Annotated in this window: 20 protein-coding genes; 14 read left to right on the top strand and 6 right to left on the bottom strand. The window is 68.3% G+C overall.

All coding sequences use genetic code 11. From position 1 onward, the window contains the following. Nucleotides 1-23: 23 nt before the first annotated feature. On the bottom strand, nucleotides 24-404 hold the full coding sequence (locus tag OHS03_RS17030; RefSeq protein ID WP_328663918.1) for a winged helix-turn-helix transcriptional regulator: 381 nt from the start codon (nucleotides 402-404) through the stop codon (nucleotides 24-26). A gap of 39 nt (nucleotides 405-443) precedes the next feature. Between OHS03_RS17030 and OHS03_RS17025 the strand changes: the two genes are divergently transcribed. After that, nucleotides 444-851 carry a YybH family protein gene (locus OHS03_RS17025; RefSeq protein WP_328663917.1) on the top strand — a complete coding sequence of 136 codons (408 nt, stop codon included), beginning with the start codon at nucleotides 444-446 and terminating at the stop codon, nucleotides 849-851. 45 nt (nucleotides 852-896) lie between these two features. Here the strand turns inward: OHS03_RS17025 and OHS03_RS17020 are convergent, their stop codons facing one another. Together OHS03_RS17020 and OHS03_RS17015 are read right to left on the bottom strand one after the other, a co-directional pair. Continuing rightward, entirely contained in the window at nucleotides 897-1115 is a 219-nt protein-coding gene (locus tag OHS03_RS17020; RefSeq protein WP_328663916.1) for a hypothetical protein, read from the bottom strand. 31 nt (nucleotides 1116-1146) lie between these two features. Continuing rightward, on the bottom strand, nucleotides 1147-2112 hold the full coding sequence (locus OHS03_RS17015) for a quinone oxidoreductase family protein (protein ID WP_328663915.1): 966 nt from the start codon (nucleotides 2110-2112) through the stop codon (nucleotides 1147-1149). Nucleotides 2113-2210: 98 nt separating this feature from the next. Between OHS03_RS17015 and OHS03_RS17010 the strand changes: the two genes are divergently transcribed. From OHS03_RS17010 to OHS03_RS16990, 5 genes are all read left to right on the top strand, one after another. Next, on the top strand, nucleotides 2211-2786 hold the full coding sequence (locus tag OHS03_RS17010) for a TetR/AcrR family transcriptional regulator (RefSeq protein WP_062983017.1): 576 nt from the start codon (nucleotides 2211-2213) through the stop codon (nucleotides 2784-2786). A 73-nt stretch (nucleotides 2787-2859) separates the two neighbouring features. After that, entirely contained in the window at nucleotides 2860-3495 is a 636-nt protein-coding gene (locus OHS03_RS17005) for a LysE family translocator (RefSeq protein ID WP_328663914.1), read from the top strand. A 151-nt stretch (nucleotides 3496-3646) separates the two neighbouring features. After that, nucleotides 3647-5167, top strand: a complete 1521-nt coding sequence (locus tag OHS03_RS17000) for an FAD-dependent monooxygenase (RefSeq protein WP_328663913.1) — start codon at nucleotides 3647-3649, stop codon at nucleotides 5165-5167. A gap of 168 nt (nucleotides 5168-5335) precedes the next feature. Then, nucleotides 5336-6247 carry an EamA family transporter gene (locus tag OHS03_RS16995; RefSeq protein ID WP_056810581.1) on the top strand — a complete coding sequence of 304 codons (912 nt, stop codon included), beginning with the start codon at nucleotides 5336-5338 and terminating at the stop codon, nucleotides 6245-6247. A gap of 101 nt (nucleotides 6248-6348) precedes the next feature. Continuing rightward, the gene (locus OHS03_RS16990; RefSeq protein ID WP_328663911.1) at nucleotides 6349-7284 is read left to right on the top strand and encodes a MerR family transcriptional regulator; all 936 of its coding nucleotides are present in this window, start codon (nucleotides 6349-6351) and stop codon (nucleotides 7282-7284) included. Nucleotides 7285-7627: 343 nt separating this feature from the next. On the opposite strand, the gene OHS03_RS16985 is transcribed toward OHS03_RS16990, so the two are convergent. From OHS03_RS16985 to OHS03_RS16975, 3 genes are all read right to left on the bottom strand, one after another. Further along, a complete protein-coding gene (locus OHS03_RS16985) occupies nucleotides 7628-7918 on the bottom strand; it encodes a hypothetical protein (RefSeq protein ID WP_056815412.1) in 291 nt (96 codons plus the stop codon). A 157-nt stretch (nucleotides 7919-8075) separates the two neighbouring features. Then, nucleotides 8076-8711, bottom strand: a complete 636-nt coding sequence (locus OHS03_RS16980; RefSeq protein ID WP_328663910.1) for a GNAT family N-acetyltransferase — start codon at nucleotides 8709-8711, stop codon at nucleotides 8076-8078. Nucleotides 8712-8764: 53 nt separating this feature from the next. Then, complete coding sequence (locus tag OHS03_RS16975; protein WP_328663909.1) at nucleotides 8765-9322, bottom strand: TetR/AcrR family transcriptional regulator; 558 nt, start codon at nucleotides 9320-9322, stop codon at nucleotides 8765-8767. A gap of 100 nt (nucleotides 9323-9422) precedes the next feature. On the opposite strand from OHS03_RS16975, the gene OHS03_RS16970 reads away from it, so the two are divergent. The 8 genes from OHS03_RS16970 to pyrF all read left to right on the top strand — a co-directional run bounded on the left by OHS03_RS16970 (nucleotide 9423) and on the right by pyrF (nucleotide 19270). Beyond that, nucleotides 9423-10271, top strand: coding sequence for an SAM-dependent methyltransferase (locus OHS03_RS16970; RefSeq protein WP_328663908.1), 849 nt, complete (start codon nucleotides 9423-9425; stop codon nucleotides 10269-10271). A 308-nt stretch (nucleotides 10272-10579) separates the two neighbouring features. Continuing rightward, complete coding sequence (gene pyrR, locus OHS03_RS16965; RefSeq protein WP_301901442.1) at nucleotides 10580-11212, top strand: bifunctional pyr operon transcriptional regulator/uracil phosphoribosyltransferase PyrR; 633 nt, start codon at nucleotides 10580-10582, stop codon at nucleotides 11210-11212. After that, entirely contained in the window at nucleotides 11209-12162 is a 954-nt protein-coding gene (locus tag OHS03_RS16960; protein WP_062983028.1) for an aspartate carbamoyltransferase catalytic subunit, read from the top strand. The genes pyrR and OHS03_RS16960 overlap by 4 nt, the downstream gene beginning before the upstream one ends. After that, nucleotides 12159-13457 (top strand): dihydroorotase, encoded by a 1299-nt coding sequence (locus OHS03_RS16955; RefSeq protein ID WP_328663906.1) that lies wholly within the window; start codon nucleotides 12159-12161, stop codon nucleotides 13455-13457. Before OHS03_RS16960 ends, OHS03_RS16955 begins: the two co-directional genes overlap by 4 nt. Nucleotides 13458-13469: 12 nt before the next feature. Beyond that, nucleotides 13470-13973, top strand: coding sequence for a PH-like domain-containing protein (locus OHS03_RS16950; RefSeq protein WP_056810572.1), 504 nt, complete (start codon nucleotides 13470-13472; stop codon nucleotides 13971-13973). After that, nucleotides 13970-15085: a glutamine-hydrolyzing carbamoyl-phosphate synthase small subunit gene (gene carA, locus OHS03_RS16945; RefSeq protein ID WP_328663904.1), complete on the top strand. Its 1116-nt coding sequence runs from the start codon at nucleotides 13970-13972 to the stop codon at nucleotides 15083-15085. Before OHS03_RS16950 ends, carA begins: the two co-directional genes overlap by 4 nt. Beyond that, nucleotides 15085-18447: a carbamoyl-phosphate synthase large subunit gene (carB, locus tag OHS03_RS16940; RefSeq protein ID WP_328663903.1), complete on the top strand. Its 3363-nt coding sequence runs from the start codon at nucleotides 15085-15087 to the stop codon at nucleotides 18445-18447. Before carA ends, carB begins: the two co-directional genes overlap by 1 nt. 1 nt (nucleotide 18448) lies before the next feature. Then, nucleotides 18449-19270: an orotidine-5'-phosphate decarboxylase gene (gene pyrF, locus OHS03_RS16935; RefSeq protein WP_328663901.1), complete on the top strand. Its 822-nt coding sequence runs from the start codon at nucleotides 18449-18451 to the stop codon at nucleotides 19268-19270. The last annotated feature ends 43 nt before the right edge of the window (nucleotides 19271-19313 follow it).

Raw genomic sequence — 19313 nt, 5'->3', positions numbered from 1 at the left:
TATGTTCGATAGATGGTGTTCGATCAGGAGTCTCGCGGACGCAAGGCGGCCAAGGTGTCGCCGGTCCGATAGAGCTCGAGGAGAAGTGGCCGCAGCGCCCGGCCGCGATCGGTGAGGACGTAACTCGTGCGCACGGGGAAGCCGCGGTGCGCCCGTCGCTCGACCAGTGCGCGGGCTTCGAGATCGCGGAGACGGTCGGTCAGCACTTTGGCGCTGAGCGACGGCAGCCGGTCCCGCAACTCGCCGAACGAGAGCGGCCCACTCATGAGTTCGCGCAAAACCAGGGTTGTCCAGCGGCCGGAGATGGCGGCCAGGGTGACCTCGACCGGGCAGTCCGGTTCCGGCGCGCGGGTTCGCCCGCGGTCGTCGGGCACGAGCTCGTCGTCCCAGCCCGTGTCGGTCACCGTTTGGTTGCCTACGCGCGGGCCGAGTTGGCTGTCGCTATGACCCATACCAGTTCTCGTCACAACCCCACTGTCGCCCTCACTGTCGACCCGAGGCAACATCCGGCGGTGTTCGCGGCCCGCTTCAACACCTTCGATTCGGACTCGCTCGCCGAGGTGTACACCGACGACGCCGTATTCGTGCCGGAACCGGGCAGCGAGGTCACCGGGCCCGCATTGCGAGCGGCCAATGCCGAGTTCCTCGCTCTGGGCCTGCCTATCCGAGTCAGCCCGCGCCACACCTACGTCGCGGGAGATATCGCATTGCTCATCGTCGACTGGGAGATCGACGGCACCGGCCCGGACGGCGAGCCGGTCCACGTATCGGGAACCGCCACGGACGTCGCCCGTCGCGACGCCGACGGCTTCTGGCGCTACATCATCGACAATCCGTTCGGTGTCGCCTGAAACCGGCGACCCATGATGGGCAACTGTTCCGCACGGACTACCGGCTCAGTCCTGGCCGGTGACCGCGATCCAGATGGCGGCGGGTCGTCGTCGGTACACCGGTGAGTCGCTGAGGCCGGTCGTGTGCGCGGCGACGGCGTCCCGGACGATGTCGCCGCGCACATCGCGGACACCCTGCGCTTCGAGGAATTCGGCCGCGAAATCCGCACCGTCGATCTCGAATCGTTGTGTGCCGTTGGCAAGACACTCGAGGAATCCGGTCACGTGAAGGTGGTGATCCGGGCCGTCGGGATCGTCACGGCCGCAACAGAACGGTGCCGAAGGCGACCCGGTCCTCGAGCATTCGGTGCGCGTCCGCGGCGCCGGCGAGGGGGAGGACCGAATGCACCGCGGGTGTCAGTAGTCCCTGTGCCGTAGCCGTGAGCGCCGCCGACCGCTGCCGGGCGACTTCGCCGAGCCATGCGCTGCCCGCGCACCCGGTGAGCGTGAGCCCGCGCAGGATCAGATCGGTGACGCCCAGCTGTGCGGGTGCGCCGTCGAGCCAGCCGTAGCTGAGAATCCGGCCGCGCAGTGGTGTGATCCGGTCGAGCAGTGGGGTGAGCGAATCGCCCCCGATGGAATCGAATACGACGTCTACCGTGCCGCCCGCGAGCAGATCGACCAGTTGGTCCGCCCAGTCGGGCGCGGTGTGGTCGAGCACTTCGTGCGCACCGTTGTCGCGGGCGAGGCGGGCTTTCTGTTCCCCGCCCGCGGTGCCGATGACGCGCACGCCCGCGGCGGCGCACAGCTGGGCGAGACAGCCGCCCACGCCGGTTGCCGCTGCTTCGATCAGCACGGTCTCGCCTGCGGCGACCGCCGCGGTCTGCATCAGAGCCAGCGCCACCGACCCTGACATCAGGATCGCGGCGGCGTGCTCGGTGGTCAGACCGTCCGGGATCACCGTCACCGAATCAGCTTCGGCGACAACGAGTTCGGCATAGGAGCCGAACCCGCTGGTCGACGCGACCACCCGCGCGCCGAGCAATCCTCGATCAACGCCCGCGCCCAGATCGACCACAGTGCCCGCCGCCTGGAATCCGAAGACCTCGGGCAGTGGTGCGGGAAAGGGGAACGCGCCGGCCCGGACCTTGGTCTCCGGGTACAGCACCGGCACCACCTCCGTCCGGACGACGACCTGCCCGTCGCCCGGACGAGGTTCGCCGACCTCACGCGCGACCAGGACCTCGGGTGCGCCGGTCTCTGTCATTACGATTGCCTGCATCAGAACTCCATAAGTTGACTGCCGGTCCAGATATCTCGAACGATATGGACCGGCGGTCAACTTGTCAACGATCGGCGGGTGCCGAGAAAGCGGGTGCGATGACCGACCGACGTCCCACCGAACGCGCCGACGCGGCGCGCAACCGTCGAGCGATCCTCGATGCCACCGCCACGCTGCTGGCCGAGCACGGCGCGGCCGGGGTGACGATGGACCGCGTGGCGGCGGCGGCGGGCGTCGGGAAGGGCACCATCTTCCACCGGTTCGGCAGCCGCGCGGGCCTGCTCTACGAGCTCGTCGCCGAGGGCGCCGTCGCGCTGATGGCGGCGGTCTCGAGCGGCCCACCACCCCTGGGGCCCGGCGCGGCGGCGACCGATCGGCTACTGGCCTTCTTCGACGCCATGACGAGCTTGGTCACCGACGACGTGGAGCTGATCGCGGCCTATCAGGCGATGCCGCCGCATCCGCGCAGCGCCGAATTCCATACGTTCTGGGCACAGCACATCGGCACGCTCCTACGTGAGGTCCGGCCCGATATCGACGCCGACACCGTGGGCGCACTGTTGTTGTCGACGGTCGGCGGGGAACTCGCTCAGCACATGGCCAGAGCAGGAGAAGTCGACCGATTGCGCTCGGCGATCGAGGAACTGGTCCGTTCGGTTCTGCGCGTTCCCTGAGCGCGTTGTTCGCGGTTACCACGGAAGCTGCACTGTCACACGAAGTCCGCCGGTCGCCGCTACGCTGCGACAGATGGTTCCGCTGTCACATGCCGCGGCCTTCGCCGTCGCCTCCCTGATCATCATCGTGATTCCCGGCCCGAACGTGCTGTTCGCGATCGGCCGGGCATTGACGCTGGGGCGCCGGTCCGCTGTGCTGTCGGTCGCGGGGGCAGTCGCCGGATCGTTCGTGCCGTTGGTCGCGGTGTCGGTGGGCCTCGGTGCGGTCTTGATGGCCTCGGCGACGTTGTTCCTGATCGTGAAGGTGGTCGGAGCCGGGTACCTGATCTATCTGGGCGTCGCGACGATCCGGCGGCGCAAGGAGCTGGCGGCGGCCTTGCACTCGAATGCCCCGAGCGTCGGTGGAAGTCGGGTGCTCGGCCAGGGATTCATCGTCGGTGCCACCAACCCCAAGACGATCGTCTTCTTCGGCGCGGTCCTTCCGCAGTTCGCGGTACCGGCCCAGGGTGCGCTGCCCGCGCAACTGCTGATCCTGGGCGCGATCTTCCTGACGATCCAGGCGCTGTCGGATGGTTGTTGGGCACTGCTCGCGGCGACGGCGCGGTCGTGGTTCGCGCGTTCTCCGCGTCGCCTCGAAACTGTCGGCAGCACAGGCGGACTGATGATCATCGGAGTCGGGGCGGGTATGGCGCTGACCGGTACCCACTGACCGATATCGGGCCTCTTCCGAGGTGTGCTCACTCGTTGCCCCTTCTAACTTATAGCTCACCCGGGGGCTTGCGGCAAGGCCCCGGTGGTGCTGCAGAATCGCTGGGCAACGCAGGGACCAGCCACATTCGGGAGTGACGAAGATGCAAGAGATGACCACCGACGTGATCGTTGTCGGCGCTGGACCTGCCGGAATGATGCTGGCGGGGGAACTGGGTCGGGCGGGGGTGCGGCCGTTGGTGCTCGAGCGTCGGGAACAGCCGGGCACCGCGCAGAAGGCCAGTGGTCTCGGTGGGCGGATTCTGGATGTGCTGCGGTATCGGGGACTGCTCGATCGGATGATCGCGGTCAGCGGTGACCCGAGTCCGAAGCCGATCTTCCCCTTCGGCGGGGTGTACCTGGACTTCACCGGGCTCGACGAAACGCCGATGCACGCCATGGCGATTCCGCAGGCACGGGTCGAGGAACTGCTGGCCGAGGACGCCGTCGACCTCGGAGCCGAGATCCGGCGCGGACACGAGGTGGTCGCGGTGACCCAGGTCGACGACGCGGTGATCGCGGAGGTGAACGGCCCGGACGGGCGCTACCGGGTGCGGGCCCGCTATCTGGTCGGCTGCGACGGTGGCCGCAGCCGGATCCGCGAATTGGCGGGAATCGGGTTCCCCGGCAGCACCTATCCGGAGGTCAACCGGTTGGCAGTGGTCGCGGTGCACGAGTCGGTGACCGTGCTCGACGACGGCGGGATCGAGGTGCCCGGTGTCGGCCGGATCGATCCGGGATTCACCCACACCGACAACGGGGTGTTCGCGCTGGGACGGGTCAGTGCCGAGGACCGGGTGATGTTCTTCCAGACCACCGAGAACGACGATGCCGAATACGACAACGACGAACCGCTGACCATGGCCGAACTCGGCGACAGCGTGCGACGCGTGCTGGGCGCGGAGGTTCCGCTGGGCGCGCCGACTCGCTTGTCGCGCTACCAATTCCAGGACCGGCAGGCCGAAAACTACCGGGTGGGCAGGGTTTTCCTGGCCGGTGACGCGGCCCATCTGCTCCCCGCCACCGGTGCCGCGATGAACCTCGGAATGACCGATTCGGTGAACCTGGCCTGGAAGTTGGCCGCCGATCTCCGAGGTTGGGCACCGGCAGACCTGCTCGACACCTACCACTGCGAACGCCACTTCGCCGGTGGCCGCGCACTGCTGCAGACCCGCGCCCAGGCCGCCCTTCGCCAGGGCCAGGACCCCGCCGCCGTGGCACTGCGGGCGGTATTCCAGGAACTCCTGTCCGACGAACCCGCGTTGCGTCGCATGGGAGCCCTCGTCGCGGGTACCGATCTGCGCTACGAGATCAGCGGAAACCATTCGCTCACCGGCACTTTCGTACCCGATCTAACGCTGCACACCGATCAGGGCACCACCGGCGTCGCCGAACTCATGCACACCGCGCGACCGGTCTTCCTCGACCTGGCCGACCGCGCCGACCTGCGCGAGGTCGTCGGGGAGTGGGCGCCACGCGTCGAGATCCACTCGGGTAAGACCCTCGATCGCCCGGCCGACGCTCTGCTGATCCGCCCCGACGGTCATATCGCCTGGGCAGGGACGATCGACGAACCATCGGACACCGCCGCAGCTGATCTGCGTGCGGCGTTGACCCTGTGGTTCGGCGTCTAGGAATCGCGCGAACACCGGGAAGGCTACGGCTTCCGGCGCTGAGTTTCCGACAGCGAACCTGACCGCCACGTGACGCAATGTCACCGTGAATCACGGACCGGCCCAGGATCATTCGATCCTGGGCCGGTTCGCGTTGAAATCCGTGCCCGTCTGTGGATTACTCCTGGGATGAATTCGATCTCGACCACCGAGCGGTCGGCGACGCGCGCGTTGCCAGGCTGGTCGGTGCCGATGGTGTTCATCGTGGCGGCGACCTCGCAATATGTGGGCGCGGCACTCGGCGTATTCCTCTTCGACACCACCGAACCGGCCACGGTCGCCTGGTTGCGCGCCGCCGCGGCGGGAGTGGCGTTGCTGGCATGGCGCCGTCCGTGGCGGACCCGCTGGACGCGGCGGGGCGTCGCGACGGCGGCGGGCTTCGGAATCGTCACGGTGTCGATGAACATCGTGTTCTACGAGGCCATCGCGCGCATCCCGCTCGGTACCGCCGTTGCCATCGAATTCCTCGGTCCGGTCGCCGTCGCCACACTGGGCTCGCGACGGGCGCGCGACCTGCTCGCCGTGGCGCTGGTGGCGATCGGGGTGGTGTTGCTGGCCGGCGTGCAACTCGATGTCGAGCCGGTCGGTGTGGGTTTCGCGCTCGCCTCGGCCGTTCTGTGGGCGGCCTACATCCTGGTCGGCAAGCGCGTCGCCGACACCGGTGACGGCCAGGATTCCCTCGCTGTCGGCATGGCGGCCGCCGCCGTGCTGCTGGCGCCGTTCGTGCTGATCCCGCAGCTGGCGATCGATGCCGCGGTGTTCGCCGACCCGCGGACCTGGCTGCTCGGTCTCGGTGTCGGCGTGCTGTCGAGCGCGGTGCCGTACGCGCTGGACCAGGTGGTGCTGACCGCCGTGGGCCGCGCGCGTTTCGCCTTGCTGCTCGCGTTGCTCCCGGCGACCGCGACCGTCGTCGGCGCGATCGCCCTCGCGCAACGCCCCACGATGCTCGAACTCGCGGGCATCGCCCTGGTCATGCTGGCCTTGACGATCAGCGCGCTGCCCACCCGTCAGACCGCGCCGGAACCGCCCGCGCCACTGTGACCGGTCGCCCCGATCAGGCTCGAGGATCAACTCGCCGATATTCCGGTGTGAGCGGCACAGGGGTTGCATCTCCCCTGAGGGGAGGCGGCACGCTGAGATCCATGGACGACGACATGCTCTGCACGATCGGGGAGGCGGCCGCGCGCACCGCGCTGACGGTCAAAGCCATCCGCTTCTACGCCGACCGTGGCATCGTGGCGCCGACCACGCTCAGCCCGGCCGGCCACCGCCTCTACGGCACCGCCGCGATCGCACAGCTGGAGCTCGTCCGCACCTTGCGCGCGCTCGGCATGGACCTGACCACCGTGCGCGAGGTACTCGATCGCGAAACCTCGATGGCAGCGGTCGCCGCCACGCACGCGGACGCGCTCGACGTCGAGATCAGGGCCCTGCGTGTGCGCCGGGCCGTGTTGCGTGCGGTGGCCGCCCGGAAATCCGATCAACGAGAGATGGAACTCATGCACCGACTCGCCGCCCTGTCCGCCGCCGAAAGGCATCGCCTCATCGAGGATTTCGTCGACGACACCTTCGGCCGCTATGCCGCCAACCCCGCCATGGTGGAACTGGTCCGCGCGAGCGTGCCCGATCTTCCCGACGACCCGACCCCCGACCAGTTGGCAGCCTGGATGGAATTGGCAGAACTGGTGCAGGACAACGACTTCCGTGATGCCGTCCGTCGCATGGCCGACTACCAGGCCCGTGAACGCGCCGCAGGCGACACCACCGGCCTGCACCACGACCTCACCGAAGCCGTCCGCACCCTCGTCGCCGACGCCATCGCCACAGGTATCTCCCCGGAACCTCCCGCCGCGACCCCCATCGTCGACGCCCTGACCACCCGCTACGCCACGACCTTCAACCGCCCCGACGACAACGCCCTCCGCGCGTGGATTCTGGAACGCCTCGAAGTAGCCGACGACCCACGCGTACAACGCTATTGGCGCCTACTCGCCACCGTGAACGCCTGGCCCGAACAACCCGACCTGGCCCCGATCTTCACCTGGTTCGCCCGAGCGCTCCGCGCCCACACGCCCTGATCATCCGGCGTCCCGATGTCACCGCCCGCAGACGCACGATCCGGCACATCGTCTCGCGCCGAACGCTCGACATCTCGGTGCCGGAGCGAGTGAATGGAGTCGTCCCCACCGATCCCGAATGCCTGATCTGCGCCAAGCATCGAGGTCGCGGTTCGCTGGTGGGTTCGGTCGTGTTCGCCGACGAGGTCGTAGTCGTCACCCACCGTGTCCTCGGTGCGGGCGCGGGGTTGCCGGGCTACTTGTTCGTCGAGCCCCGGTGGCGAACGGTTGGACGCCGAGGGGCTGGCGTTGTTGTGTTCGACGTTGTCGAGGTGGTTCGGCGAGTGATCGGCGGTGTCGTGAGTCAGTTGCCCTGGGCGAGGTAGTTGTAGATTTCGTGGACTTCGATGGTGGGCTGGTTGGGCATGCCCACTTCCATGCCGACGGGGCCGAGGGTGGATTCGGCGAAGCTCTGGAATTGCTCGGCGGATTCCCAGACGTCGGTGACGTGGAATCCGGTGTCGGTCTTCCTGGCCAGATGGAACAGGAGTCCTGGACCGCCGGAGCCGCCGTGCTCGAAGCCCATCTTCGCGAGGGCCTGGTCGTACTGTTCGAGAGTCGAGCCGGTGAATTCGAGTTCGACGGCAACCGTCATGGCGGTCATCTCCTTGCACGGTCGAGCGAGGTTGGAGTGACTTCGGGCCCGGTCCGAGGGGTGGCGGGTCGCGGTCGAACACCGCGATCCGGCGCTCCGATCGAATCACGATTGCTCTGGGCGGCGGTACCGAACAGCCGTCGCGATGTGGTGCGCGTCACAGTCTAGTCGGTGGGTCATCGGGCGACAAGCGACCTTCTCGGCCCCCATTCGCCGCGACTCCGGCCCGCGCCGTTGTCGCCCAGACCATTCCGATGCCGGAGTCGGCGGGCGCCGTCCGCGGGCGCGGGGCAGTGCTGACCAGGTCGTATCCGAGCCGCTGTGGAACAGCCGCGCTGCGGACATTGGCCGCGTCGCAATGGATTTCGACCCGAACGATGTGGGGGAGGGCGAGCGCGGCGACGGTCAGGGCGTGGACGGCGCGGGTGATGATGCCCCGGCCGGTGTGGGCGACATGGCACCAGTAACCGATCTCCAGGGCGGCGGGGTCGATCCTGTCGTGGAGTCCGATGCCGCCCGCCACCTCGCCCCGCGCGGTGAAGATTCCGTACAGGTAGCCGCCGTCGGGCGTAGGCCAGTGCGCGGCCGAGGTCTGTAGGGATCGGCGTTGCCCGGCGAGCGTGGGTGGTTGCTCGGCCCACGACATCCACGGGCGCAGGTGGGTGTGCGAGGCGCTCAACGCGGCGAACTGGCGAGTCAGGTCACTGCGACGCCAACGGCGCACCAGGAGATCGCCCAGATCGATCTGTTCCGGGGGCGTCGACCTGGAATGAGCGCTGCTGCCGATGGTCATGACCGATGATGGCGGACCCCACGACGCGGTGGCAACGCATTTCCGGTGCTCGGCTAGGTGATCCGGGCGAGGATATCGATCGCTATATCCGTTGCGGCGGTGTGCATCTGGTCGTCGGTCAGCTCGAGGTCGCCCATCATCGACAGGCTCCAGCTGATCGCGAGCAGCGCTTGCCGGGCGTGATAGACGTCGAGCGGGGCGGCGTCGGGGCCGGTCATGAGATCGGCGAGGACGCGGAATTGATAGCGCAGCCCCGCACCGAAACCCAGGTCACGGAACGCGGGCTGGTTCTCGTGCCAGAACCGCACCATGTCACGGCCGAGGCTGTGCAGGAGCGCGCTGTAGCGGCGCAGGATCTGCTCGGCGCGCTCGTGCCCGGGCGGGGTCTGTTCGGCCCAGGTGACGATGTCGTCGATGCCGCGACGCAGATCGTCGGACAGGCTGACAACGATGTCTTCCTTGGTCCGGAAGTGGTAGTACAGCGCGGCTTTGGTGACGCCGAGTCGCTCGGCGATCTCGCGTAGCGAGGTCTTCTCGTAGCCGCGCTCGGAGAACAGTTCCATCGCCACCGCGCGAATGCGTTCCTTGGTGTCGCTACGACGTCCGTCCACGGGGCTTTCCTTTGCTTGACGACCGGCTAGGGCGAGCCTACCGTCGGATCATGACCGAGATCACTAGCCGGTCGGCAAGGTAGTTTCGAGGAGGATCACGATGACACAGGTGAACGCGCCCACCGCCGGGGTGGCACTGACAGCGATCGGGGTCGCGGTGATCCGTGAGCAGGAGTCGCGCAGGCCGGATCGGCTCTACGACGACCCACTCGCCACGGCGTTCGTCGATGCCGCGCGCCGCGACTTCGCCCGCACCGAGGGCGGCGCGGCGCGGTGGGAGCGAGTCGAGGCGTTGGCCGAACAGTTCTTCGCGGGCCGATCCGTCGGCGTTCGGTTGGTCGACGACCGGGTGGCCGACGCGGTCGCCGCCGGATGTCGCCAGATCGTCCTGCTCGGCGCCGGACTGGATACCCGGGCCTACCGGATGGGTCTGCCCGCCGAGGTCACCGTCTACGAACTCGATCTGCCGGAGCTGTTCGCCTTCAAGGAACCGGTGCTGCGAGCCGCGGCCGCCACACCGACGGCGCACCGGCACGTCCTGCCGATCGACCTGCGAACAGACTGGGCCGACCCGTTGCGGGAGCAGGGGTTTCGGCCTGACCAGCCGACGCACTGGATCGACGAGGGCGCGCTTCCGTACCTCCCTCCCGAAAACCACCTCCGTGTGGTGGCGACGCTGACGGCCCTGTCCGCCCCTGGGAGCCGATTCGGGCTCAGCCGCTTCGCCGTCGATCCCGACGCCCCGCCCTATGCCGAACTGCGTCGACTCGTCGCAGGCGACAGCGATGCGCCGATACCTCCGGATGCCGGGCGTCCGGGGGAACAGTGGCTGGTCGAACACGGCTGGCGCACCCGGTTCCGCACCTGGGACGACATGATCGTTCCCCTCGGTCGAGACGTGGCGGTGAACGACCCGGAGGTCGGCGTCGTGCTCGCCGAGCGAGTGTGACCGAAGCTGAACAATGTCAAGCGGGGGCGGCCGCAGTTATCGCGGTCGTTCCGACGACGTGAATGCGATCACGGATCGGTTCGCACCGGGTGGTCGTCGCCTCGCTCCGTGGCGGTGAAATATGTGCGCTCGCTGCACTTTCGGAGCGCCTGTGATCACCGCCACGGCAGCGGTCACCAGTCGGCTGTTCGTGGTCGCGCTCACAGGTGGGCCTACCTGGTCAAAGGCATCCCGCGGCGCTGATAGGCTGACGGGCAAGTTAGGCATCCTTTAACGGACCGTCCGGTGAGGCGGGGAAGGAGGTCGGCATGGCTGTGCCCGAACGGGCGGCCAGAACCGGCGCGGGCGAAACGTCGCAGCGGCACACCCCGGAGTGGGTGGCAGCCGGTCGCGAGTTGTTGTCGCCATCGGACGTGACCAGGACCGTAGCGCGTATCGCGCACCAGATCATCGAGAAGACCGCCCTGGATTCCGGCGACGCCGACGCACCGCGGGTGGTTCTCATGGGAATCCCCACCCGCGGCACCACTCTGGCGAACCGGCTGGCGGACAAGATCGAGGAATTCTCCGGTGTGCGCCCCGCGCTCGGCTCCCTCGACATCACGCTGTACCGCGACGACCTGCGCTCGCGCCCGCATCGCCCGCTCGAACGCACCTCGGTACCCGACGGCGGCATCGAGAACTCCCTGGTCGTCCTCGTCGACGACGTGCTGTTCTCGGGCCGGACGGTCCGCTCCGCCCTCGACGGGCTGCGCGACCTCGGCCGCCCCCGCGCCGTGCAGTTGGCGGTCCTCATCGACCGCGGCCACCGCGAGCTGCCGATCCGCGCCGACTACGTGGGCAAGAACGTGCCGACCTCCCGCGCCGAGGACATCTCGGTGCTGATGGTCGAGCACGACGGCCGTGACGGCGTGTATCTGCATCAGGAAGGTCAAGAGTGAAGCATTTGCTGACGGTCGCCGACCTGGATCGCGGCACCGCCACCGAACTCCTCGACGAAGCCGAACGCTTCGAACAGGCCCTGCTCGGCCGCGAGGTGAAGAAGCTGCCGACCCTGCGCGGCCGCACCGTGATGACGGTGTTCTACGAGAACTCCACGCGTACCAGGGTGTCCTTCGAGGTCGCGGGCAAGTGGATGAGCGCCGACGTGATCAACGTCAGCGCGTCGAGTTCTTCTGTCTCCAAAGGTGAATCGCTGCGCGACACCGCGCTCACCCTGCACGCGGCGGGCGCCGACGCGCTGATCGTGCGCCACCCGGCCTCGGGCGCCGCGCACCAGATCGCGCGCTGGATGGAGCAGTGGGCGCGCGAGGAGAACCGCGTCGCCCCGTCGATCATCAACGCCGGCGACGGCACCCACCAGCACCCCACCCAGGCCCTGCTCGACGCACTCACCCTGCGTCAGCGCCTCGGTGACATCGAGGGCAAGCGGATCGTGCTGGTCGGCGACATCCTGCACAGCCGGGTCGCCCGCTCCAATGTCTCCCTGCTCGACACGCTCGGCGCCGAAGTGGTGCTGGTCGCGCCGCGCACACTGCTGCCCGTAGGCGTGGATGCCTGGCCCTGCCGGGTCTCGAGCTCGCTCGACGCCGAATTGCCCGGTGCCGACGCGGTGATGATGTTGCGCGTGCAGGCGGAGCGGATGAACGGCGGGTTCTTCCCGTCGGCCCGCGAATATTCGATCAACTACGGACTGTCCGAGCGCAGGCTCGCGCTGCTCGGCGACGACGCCGTCGTCCTGCACCCTGGCCCGATGCTGCGCGGCATGGAAATCGCCTCTGCGGTCGCGGATTCGCCGAAATCGGCTGTGCTGCAGCAGGTCTCGAACGGTGTGCATATGCGGATGGCTGTGTTGTTCCGGCTGCTCGTCGGCCAGGAGGAAACGGTATGAGTGAGCTGCTGATCAAGAACGTCAAGCCCTACGGCGAAGGCGACCCCGTCGACGTCCTGGTGCGCGGCACCATCATCGCCGACATCGGCACCGGCCTCACCGCGTCCGACGACGCCGAGGTGATCGAGGGCAACGGCCAGATCCTGCTGCCCGGCTTCGTCGACCTGCACACGCACCTGCGCGAACCCGGCCGCGAAGACACCGAAACCATCGAAACCGGTTCCGCCGCAGCCGCACTGGGCGGCTACACCGCGGTGTTCGCGATGGCCAACACCAGCCCGGTCGCCGACTCGGTGGTCATCACCGACCACGTGTGGCGTCGTGGCCAGGAAGTCGGCCTCGTCGACGTGTTCCCGGTCGGTGCCGTGACGGTCGGCCTGCAGGGTAAGCAGCTCGCCGAGATGGGCACCATGGCCGCCGGTATCGGCCAGGTCAGGATGTTCTCCGACGACGGCCATTGCGTCGACGACCCGCTGATCATGCGCCGCGCCCTCGAATACGCGAACTCCCTTGGCGTGCTCATCGCCCAGCACGCCGAGGAACCGCGCCTGACCGTAAACGCCATCGCACACGAAGGCCCCAACGCCGCGCGCCTCGGACTGCACGGCTGGCCGCGCGCCGCCGAGGAGTCGATCGTCGCGCGGGACGCACTGCTGGCCCGCGACGCGAACGCCCGGGTGCACATCTGCCACGCCTCGACCGCGGGCACCGTCGAACTGGTGAAATGGGCCAAGTCCCAGGGCATCTCGATCACCGCCGAGGTCACCCCGCACCACCTGCTGCTCGACGACTCGCGCCTGGAAACCTACGACGCGGTCAACAAGGTGAACCCGCCGCTGCGCGAGTCCACCGACGTGGCAGCCCTGCGCCGGGCACTGGCCGACGGCATCATCGACTGCGTCGCCACCGACCACGCTCCGCATGCCGAGCAGGACAAGTGCTGCGAATTCGCGGCCGCCCGCCCCGGCATGCTCGGCCTCGAGACGGCGCTGTCGATCATCGTGCAGACGATGGTCGAGCCCGGCCTGCTCGACTGGCGCGGCGTCGCGAAGGTGATGAGCGAGAAGCCCGCCGCGATCGTCGGCCTCGACGACCACGGTCGCCCGATCGCGGTCGGCGAGCCCGCGAACCTCACGCTGATCGACCCCGACGCCGAGTGGACGGTGCGCGGCGCCGAGCTCGCGAGTATCTCGAACAACACACCGTTCGAGGACATGACGTTCCCGGCCGAGGTCACAGCCACCGTGCTGCGCGGCCGGGTAACTGCCCGCGAGGGCAAGGCGGTCGGGATCTAGGGAGGCCAGGACGTGGAAAGAACGCTGTGGGTAGTCGGACTGCTGGCATTTTTCGTGGTGTGCCTGTGGCTGATGTACCGGGCATGGCAGAAGAAGGCCACGCGGCAGCAGGCACGCATCGGCGAACTGCCGACGGTGCCGGCCGAACTGGGCGCACAACTACTGGAACCGACCACCGGGATGTACCTGGGCAGCACCATCGCGCCCAGCTGGCAGGACCGGATCGCGGTCGGTGACCTGGGATTCCGGGCGACCGCCGAACTGACGCGGTTCGAACGCGGAATTCTGCTCGAACGCGACGGCGCCACGGTGATCTGGATTCCGCAGGAATCGGTGACAGCCGTGCGTACCGAGCGCGGACACGCGGGCAAGGTGATGACCGAAAATGGTGTGCTGGTAATTCGCTGGACACTGCCGACCGGAACCGAGATAGATACCGGATTCCGGGGCGACGACAAGACGGTGTACCCGGCATGGACTGCGGATACCAGGGTGACGACGGGAGACGATGAATGAGCACAGTGAAGGCAGCCTTGGTGCTCGAGGACGGCCGCGTATTCCGCGGTACCGCCTTCGGCGCACAGGGCCAGACACTCGGTGAGGCCGTGTTCTGCACGGCGATGACCGGGTACCAGGAAACCCTCACCGACCCCAGCTACGCCCGCCAGATCGTGGTGGCCACGGCCCCGCAGATCGGCAACACCGGCTGGAACGACGAGGACGACGAGTCCGCCAAGATCTGGGTCGCCGGCTACGCCGTGCGCGACCCCTCGCGGGTCTCCTCCAACTGGCGCGCCACCGGCACGCTGACCGACGAGCTCGACCGCCAGGACGTGGTCGGCATCGCGGGCATCGACACCCGCGCGGTGGTCCGCCACCTGCGCAGCCGCGGTTCGATGAAGGCCGGCATCTTCTCCGGCGCCGCGCTGGCCACCGACGAGGAGCTCCTCGCGCGGGTCAACGGCCAGGCCTCGATGCTGGGCGCCGACCTCGCCGAAGAGGTCAGCACCGACGCGATGTACACGATCGAACCGATTGGCGATCACAAGTTCACCGTCGTCGCGGTCGACCTGGGCATCAAGACCAACACCCCGCGCATGTTCGCCGAGCGCGGCGTGCGCACCCACGTGGTGCCGTCGAACACCTCCCTCGACGACATCCTCGCGCTGAACCCCAACGGCGTGTTCCTGTCCAACGGTCCCGGCGACCCGGCCACCCAGACCGGCGCCATCGCGCTCACCCAGGGCGTGCTCGAGCGCGGAATCCCGCTGTTCGGCATCTGCTTCGGCAACCAGATCCTGGGCCGGGCATTGGGTCGCAAGACCTACAAGATGAAGTTCGGCCACCGCGGCATCAACATCCCGGTGATCGAAGAGGGCACGGGCCGCGTGTCCATCACCGCCCAGAACCACGGCTTCGCCCTCGAAGGCGAGCGCGGCGAGGTGTTCGACACCCCGTTCGGCAAGGCCGAGGTCTCCCACATCTGCGCCAACGACGGCACCGTCGAAGGGGTCCGGCTGATCGACGGCCGCGCCTTCTCGGTGCAGTACCACCCCGAGGCCGCCGCAGGCCCGCACGACGCCGCATACCTGTTCGACCGTTTCGCCGGTCTCATGGAAGGAGCCTGATGCCTCGCCGCGAGGATCTGAAGCACATCCTGGTGATCGGCTCTGGCCCGATCGTGATCGGCCAGGCGTGCGAATTCGACTACTCCGGTACCCAGGCGTGCCGGGTGCTGCGGTCCGAGGGACTGCGCGTTTCGCTGGTGAACTCCAACCCGGCGACCATCATGACCGACCCGGAGTTCGCCGACGCCACCTACGTCGAGCCGATCACCCCGGAGTTCGTCGAGAAGGTCATCGAGAAGGAACGCCCCGACGCCATCCTGGCCACCCTCGGTGGGCAGACCGCGCTCAACACCGCCGTCGCGCTGCACGAGAACGGTGTGCTGCAGAAGTACAACGTCGAGCTGATCGGCGCCGACTTCGACGCCATCCAGCGCGGTGAGGACCGGCAGAAGTTCAAGGACATCGTCGCCAAGGTCGGCGGCGAGAGTGCCCGCAGCGCCGTCTGTTACACCATGGACGAGGTCCGCGAGACCGTCGCCGACCTCGGTTACCCCGTGGTCGTGCGTCCCTCGTTCACCATGGGCGGGCTCGGCTCGGGCATGGCCTACAACGAGGAAGACCTCGACCGCATCGCCGGTGGCGGCCTGTCCGCCTCGCCGACCGCGAACGTTCTGATCGAGGAGTCCATCCTCGGTTGGAAGGAGTTCGAACTCGAGCTCATGCGCGACCGCAACGACAATGTGGTCATCGTCTGCTCGATCGAGAACGTCGACCCGATGGGCGTGCACACCGGTGACTCGGTCACCGTCGCCCCCGCGATGACCCTCACCGACCGCGAGTACCAGAAGATGCGCGATCTCGGCATCGCGATCCTGCGCGAGGTCGGCGTCGACACCGGCGGCTGCAACATCCAGTTCGCGGTGGATCCGGCCGACGGTCGCCTGATCGTCATCGAGATGAACCCCCGCGTCTCGCGTTCCTCGGCGCTGGCGTCGAAGGCCACCGGCTTCCCGATCGCCAAGATCGCCGCCAAGCTGGCCATCGGCTACACCCTCGACGAGATCGTCAACGACATCACCGGCGAGACCCCGGCATCGTTCGAGCCGACGCTGGACTACGTCGTGGTGAAGGCGCCGCGGTTCGCGTTCGAGAAGTTCCCCGGCGCCGACGCCACGCTGACCACCACCATGAAGTCGGTGGGCGAGGCGATGTCGATGGGCCGCAACTTCTCCGAGGCCCTCGGCAAGGTGCTGCGCTCGCTCGAGACCAAGGCCGCCAGCTTCTGGACCACCGACGACGGCCAGTGGGCCCCGGCGGATCCGAGCGATCCGGCCTCGGTGCGTGAGGCGATCGAAGCCATCCTCGCCGACCTGCGCGTGCCGACCGAAGGTCGCATCTACCAGGTCGAACGTGCACTGCGCTACGGCGCGAGCGTCGCGGAGGTCGCGAAGGCCTCCGGTGTGGACCCGTGGTTCGTCGCCGAGGTGCTCGGCCTGGTCGAGCTGCGGACCGAAGTCCTCGACGCGCCCGTCCTCGACGAGGATCTGCTGCGTCGCGCCAAGCACTACGGCCTGTCGGACCGTCAGCTGGCGGCACTGCGCCCCGAGCTGGCGGGCGAGGCGGGCGTGCGCTCGCTGCGTCACCGTCTCCAGGTGCGCCCGGTCTACAAGACCGTCGACACCTGCGCCGCGGAGTTCGAGGCCAAGACCCCGTACCACTACAGCACCTACGAGCTGGATCCCGGTGCGGAGTCCGAGGTCGCGCCGCAGCGTGAGCGCGAGAAGGTCATCATCCTGGGTTCGGGCCCGAACCGCATCGGTCAGGGCATCGAGTTCGACTACTCGTGTGTGCACGCCGCACAGACCCTCTCGGCCGCCGGTTACGAGACCGTGATGGTCAACTGCAACCCCGAGACCGTCTCCACCGACTACGACACCGCCGATCGCCTCTACTTCGAGCCGCTCACCTTCGAGGACGTCCTCGAGGTGTACAACTCCGAAGCCGAGTCGGGCACCGTCGCCGGGGTGATCGTGCAGCTCGGCGGACAGACCCCGCTGGGTCTGGCGCAGCGACTCACCGACGCCGGCGTGCCGGTGGTCGGCACCTCCGCGGCCGCGATCGACCTGGCCGAGGACCGTGGCGAATTCGGTGACGTGCTGATCGCCGCCGGACTGCCCGCGCCCAAGTACGGCACCGCCACCACGGTGGCGCAGGCCAAGAAGATCGCCAACGAGATCGGCTACCCGGTCCTGGTCCGCCCGTCCTACGTGCTGGGCGGGCGCGGCATGGAGATCGTCTACGACGAGACCTCCCTCGAGGGCTACATCTCCCGTGCCACCGAACTGAACCCCGATCACCCGGTGCTGGTCGACCGCTTCCTCGAAGACGCGATCGAGATCGACGTCGACGCGCTGTGCGACGGCGACGAGGTCTACCTCGGCGGCGTGATGGAACACATCGAGGAAGCCGGTATCCACTCCGGTGACTCCGCCTGCGCGCTGCCCCCGATCACCTTGGGCCGCAGCGACATCGAGGCCGTGCGCCGCTCCACCATCGCGCTGGCCAAGGGCATCGGCGTCAAGGGCCTGCTCAATGTGCAGTACGCCCTCAAGGACGACGTGCTCTACGTCCTGGAAGCCAATCCTCGGGCGAGCCGGACGGTTCCGTTCGTCTCCAAGGCCACCGCCGTACCGCTGGCCAAGGCCTGCGCGCGGATCATGCTCGGCGCCACCATCGCCGACCTGCGCAAGGAAGGCATGCTGCCGCCCGAGGGCGACGGCGGTCACGTGCCGCTGGACGCGCCGGTCGCGGTGAAGGAAGCCGTGCTGCCCTTCCACCGGTTCCGTCGCGCCGACGGCTCCGGCATCGACTCGCTGCTCTCGCCGGAGATGAAGTCCACCGGTGAGGTCATGGGCATCGACGCCGACTTCGGCACCGCCTTCGCCAAGAGCCAGGCCGCCGCCTACGGCTCGCTGCCGACCGAGGGCACCGTGTTCGTCTCGATCGCCAATCGCGACAAGCGCGCCATGGTGTTCCCGATCAAGCGCCTGCACGACCTGGGCTTCCGCATCCTCGCCACCGAGGGCACCGCGGAAACCCTGCGCCGCAACGGCATTCCCTGCGAACAGGCGCGCAAGCACTCCGATCCGGAATCCACCGATCCGGCCACCGGCATGCCGGAGGCCTCGATCGTGGAGCAGATCCGCGACGGCGAGATCGACATCGTGTTCAACACCCCCTACGGCAACTCGGGCCCTCGGGTGGACGGCTACGAGATCCGCACCGCCGCGGTGGGCGCGAACATCCCGTGCATCACCACCGTGCAGGGCGCGGCCGCGGCGGTGCAGGGCATCGAGGCGGGCATCAACGGTGGCATCGGGGTGCGCTCGCTGCAGGAACTGCACTCGAAGCTGCGTGGCTGACATGACATTCGGTCACCGGTTGCAGCAGGCCATGCGGCAGTTCGGGCCCGTGTGCGTCGGCATCGACCCCCATCCCGCCCTGCTGCGGGCATGGGGGCTCACCGAAGACGTCGACGGGCTTGAGGCTTTCGCCGAGATCTGTGTCGAGGCCTTCGACGGTCGCGTCGCCCTGGTGAAGCCGCAGGTCGCGTTCTTCGAGACCTACGGTTCCGGCGGCATCGCGGTGCTGGAGCGCACCATCTCGGTGCTGCGGGCCTCCGGCACCTTGGTGCTGGCCGATGCCAAGCGTGGCGACATCGGCTCCACCATGGATGCCTACGCCCATGCCTGGCTCGGCGACGGACCGCTGGGTTCGGACGCTGTGACGGTGTCGCCGTACCTCGGCTTCGGCTCCCTCGACCCGGCTCTGAGCCTGGCGAAGGACAATCACCGTGGGGTGTTCGTGCTCTCGGCGACCTCGAATCCCGAAGGGGCGCAACTGCAACGGATCACCGCCGCGGACGGGCGCACCATCGCCCAGACGATGGTCGACGAGGCTGCGGCGCGCAATGCCGGGTCCGGTTTCGGCTCCGTCGGCGTGGTCGTCGGTGCGACGCTCACCGAGGCGCCCGACCTGTCGGCCCTCAACGGCCCGATCCTGATGCCCGGCGTCGGCGCGCAGGGCGGGGGAGCGGACTCCATCCGCGCCCTGGTCACCGAGGCGAACTTCGCCGCCGCCGTACCCGCGGTGTCGCGCGAGGTTCTCAACGCGGGCCCGTCGGTGACGGCGCTGTGCGACATTACGGCTCAGTTGCAGGAGGAGTTCGCCTTCCTGCAGCGTTGATGAACGCCACGATGGGCCGGGGTAGCGACATGCTGCCCCGGCC

Origin of the sequence: Nocardia salmonicida (genome assembly GCF_036142455.1) — a bacterium.
GTDB lineage: Bacteria > Actinomycetota > Actinomycetes > Mycobacteriales > Mycobacteriaceae > Nocardia > Nocardia salmonicida.
The sequence above is the reverse complement of the archived record's forward strand: the minus strand, read 5'-3'. Positions and strand labels throughout refer to the sequence as shown.

Coding starts and splice junctions, on each gene's coding strand:
- OHS03_RS16990 (WP_328663911.1), top strand. CDS start 6,349: ATGGACGACGACATGCTCTGCACGATCGGGGAGGCGGCCGCGCGCACC.
- OHS03_RS16955 (WP_328663906.1), top strand. CDS start 12,159: ATGAGTGAGCTGCTGATCAAGAACGTCAAGCCCTACGGCGAAGGCGAC.
- OHS03_RS16995 (WP_056810581.1), top strand. CDS start 5,336: ATGAATTCGATCTCGACCACCGAGCGGTCGGCGACGCGCGCGTTGCCA.
- OHS03_RS17015 (WP_328663915.1), bottom strand. CDS start 2,112: ATGCAGGCAATCGTAATGACAGAGACCGGCGCACCCGAGGTCCTGGTC.
- pyrR (WP_301901442.1), top strand. CDS start 10,580: ATGGCTGTGCCCGAACGGGCGGCCAGAACCGGCGCGGGCGAAACGTCG.
- carA (WP_328663904.1), top strand. CDS start 13,970: ATGAGCACAGTGAAGGCAGCCTTGGTGCTCGAGGACGGCCGCGTATTC.
- OHS03_RS16980 (WP_328663910.1), bottom strand. CDS start 8,711: ATGACCATCGGCAGCAGCGCTCATTCCAGGTCGACGCCCCCGGAACAG.
- OHS03_RS17000 (WP_328663913.1), top strand. CDS start 3,647: ATGACCACCGACGTGATCGTTGTCGGCGCTGGACCTGCCGGAATGATG.
- OHS03_RS17025 (WP_328663917.1), top strand. CDS start 444: ATGACCCATACCAGTTCTCGTCACAACCCCACTGTCGCCCTCACTGTC.
- carB (WP_328663903.1), top strand. CDS start 15,085: ATGCCTCGCCGCGAGGATCTGAAGCACATCCTGGTGATCGGCTCTGGC.
- OHS03_RS16985 (WP_056815412.1), bottom strand. CDS start 7,918: ATGACGGTTGCCGTCGAACTCGAATTCACCGGCTCGACTCTCGAACAG.
- OHS03_RS16970 (WP_328663908.1), top strand. CDS start 9,423: ATGACACAGGTGAACGCGCCCACCGCCGGGGTGGCACTGACAGCGATC.
- OHS03_RS17005 (WP_328663914.1), top strand. CDS start 2,860: ATGGTTCCGCTGTCACATGCCGCGGCCTTCGCCGTCGCCTCCCTGATC.
- pyrF (WP_328663901.1), top strand. CDS start 18,449: ATGACATTCGGTCACCGGTTGCAGCAGGCCATGCGGCAGTTCGGGCCC.
- OHS03_RS17010 (WP_062983017.1), top strand. CDS start 2,211: ATGACCGACCGACGTCCCACCGAACGCGCCGACGCGGCGCGCAACCGT.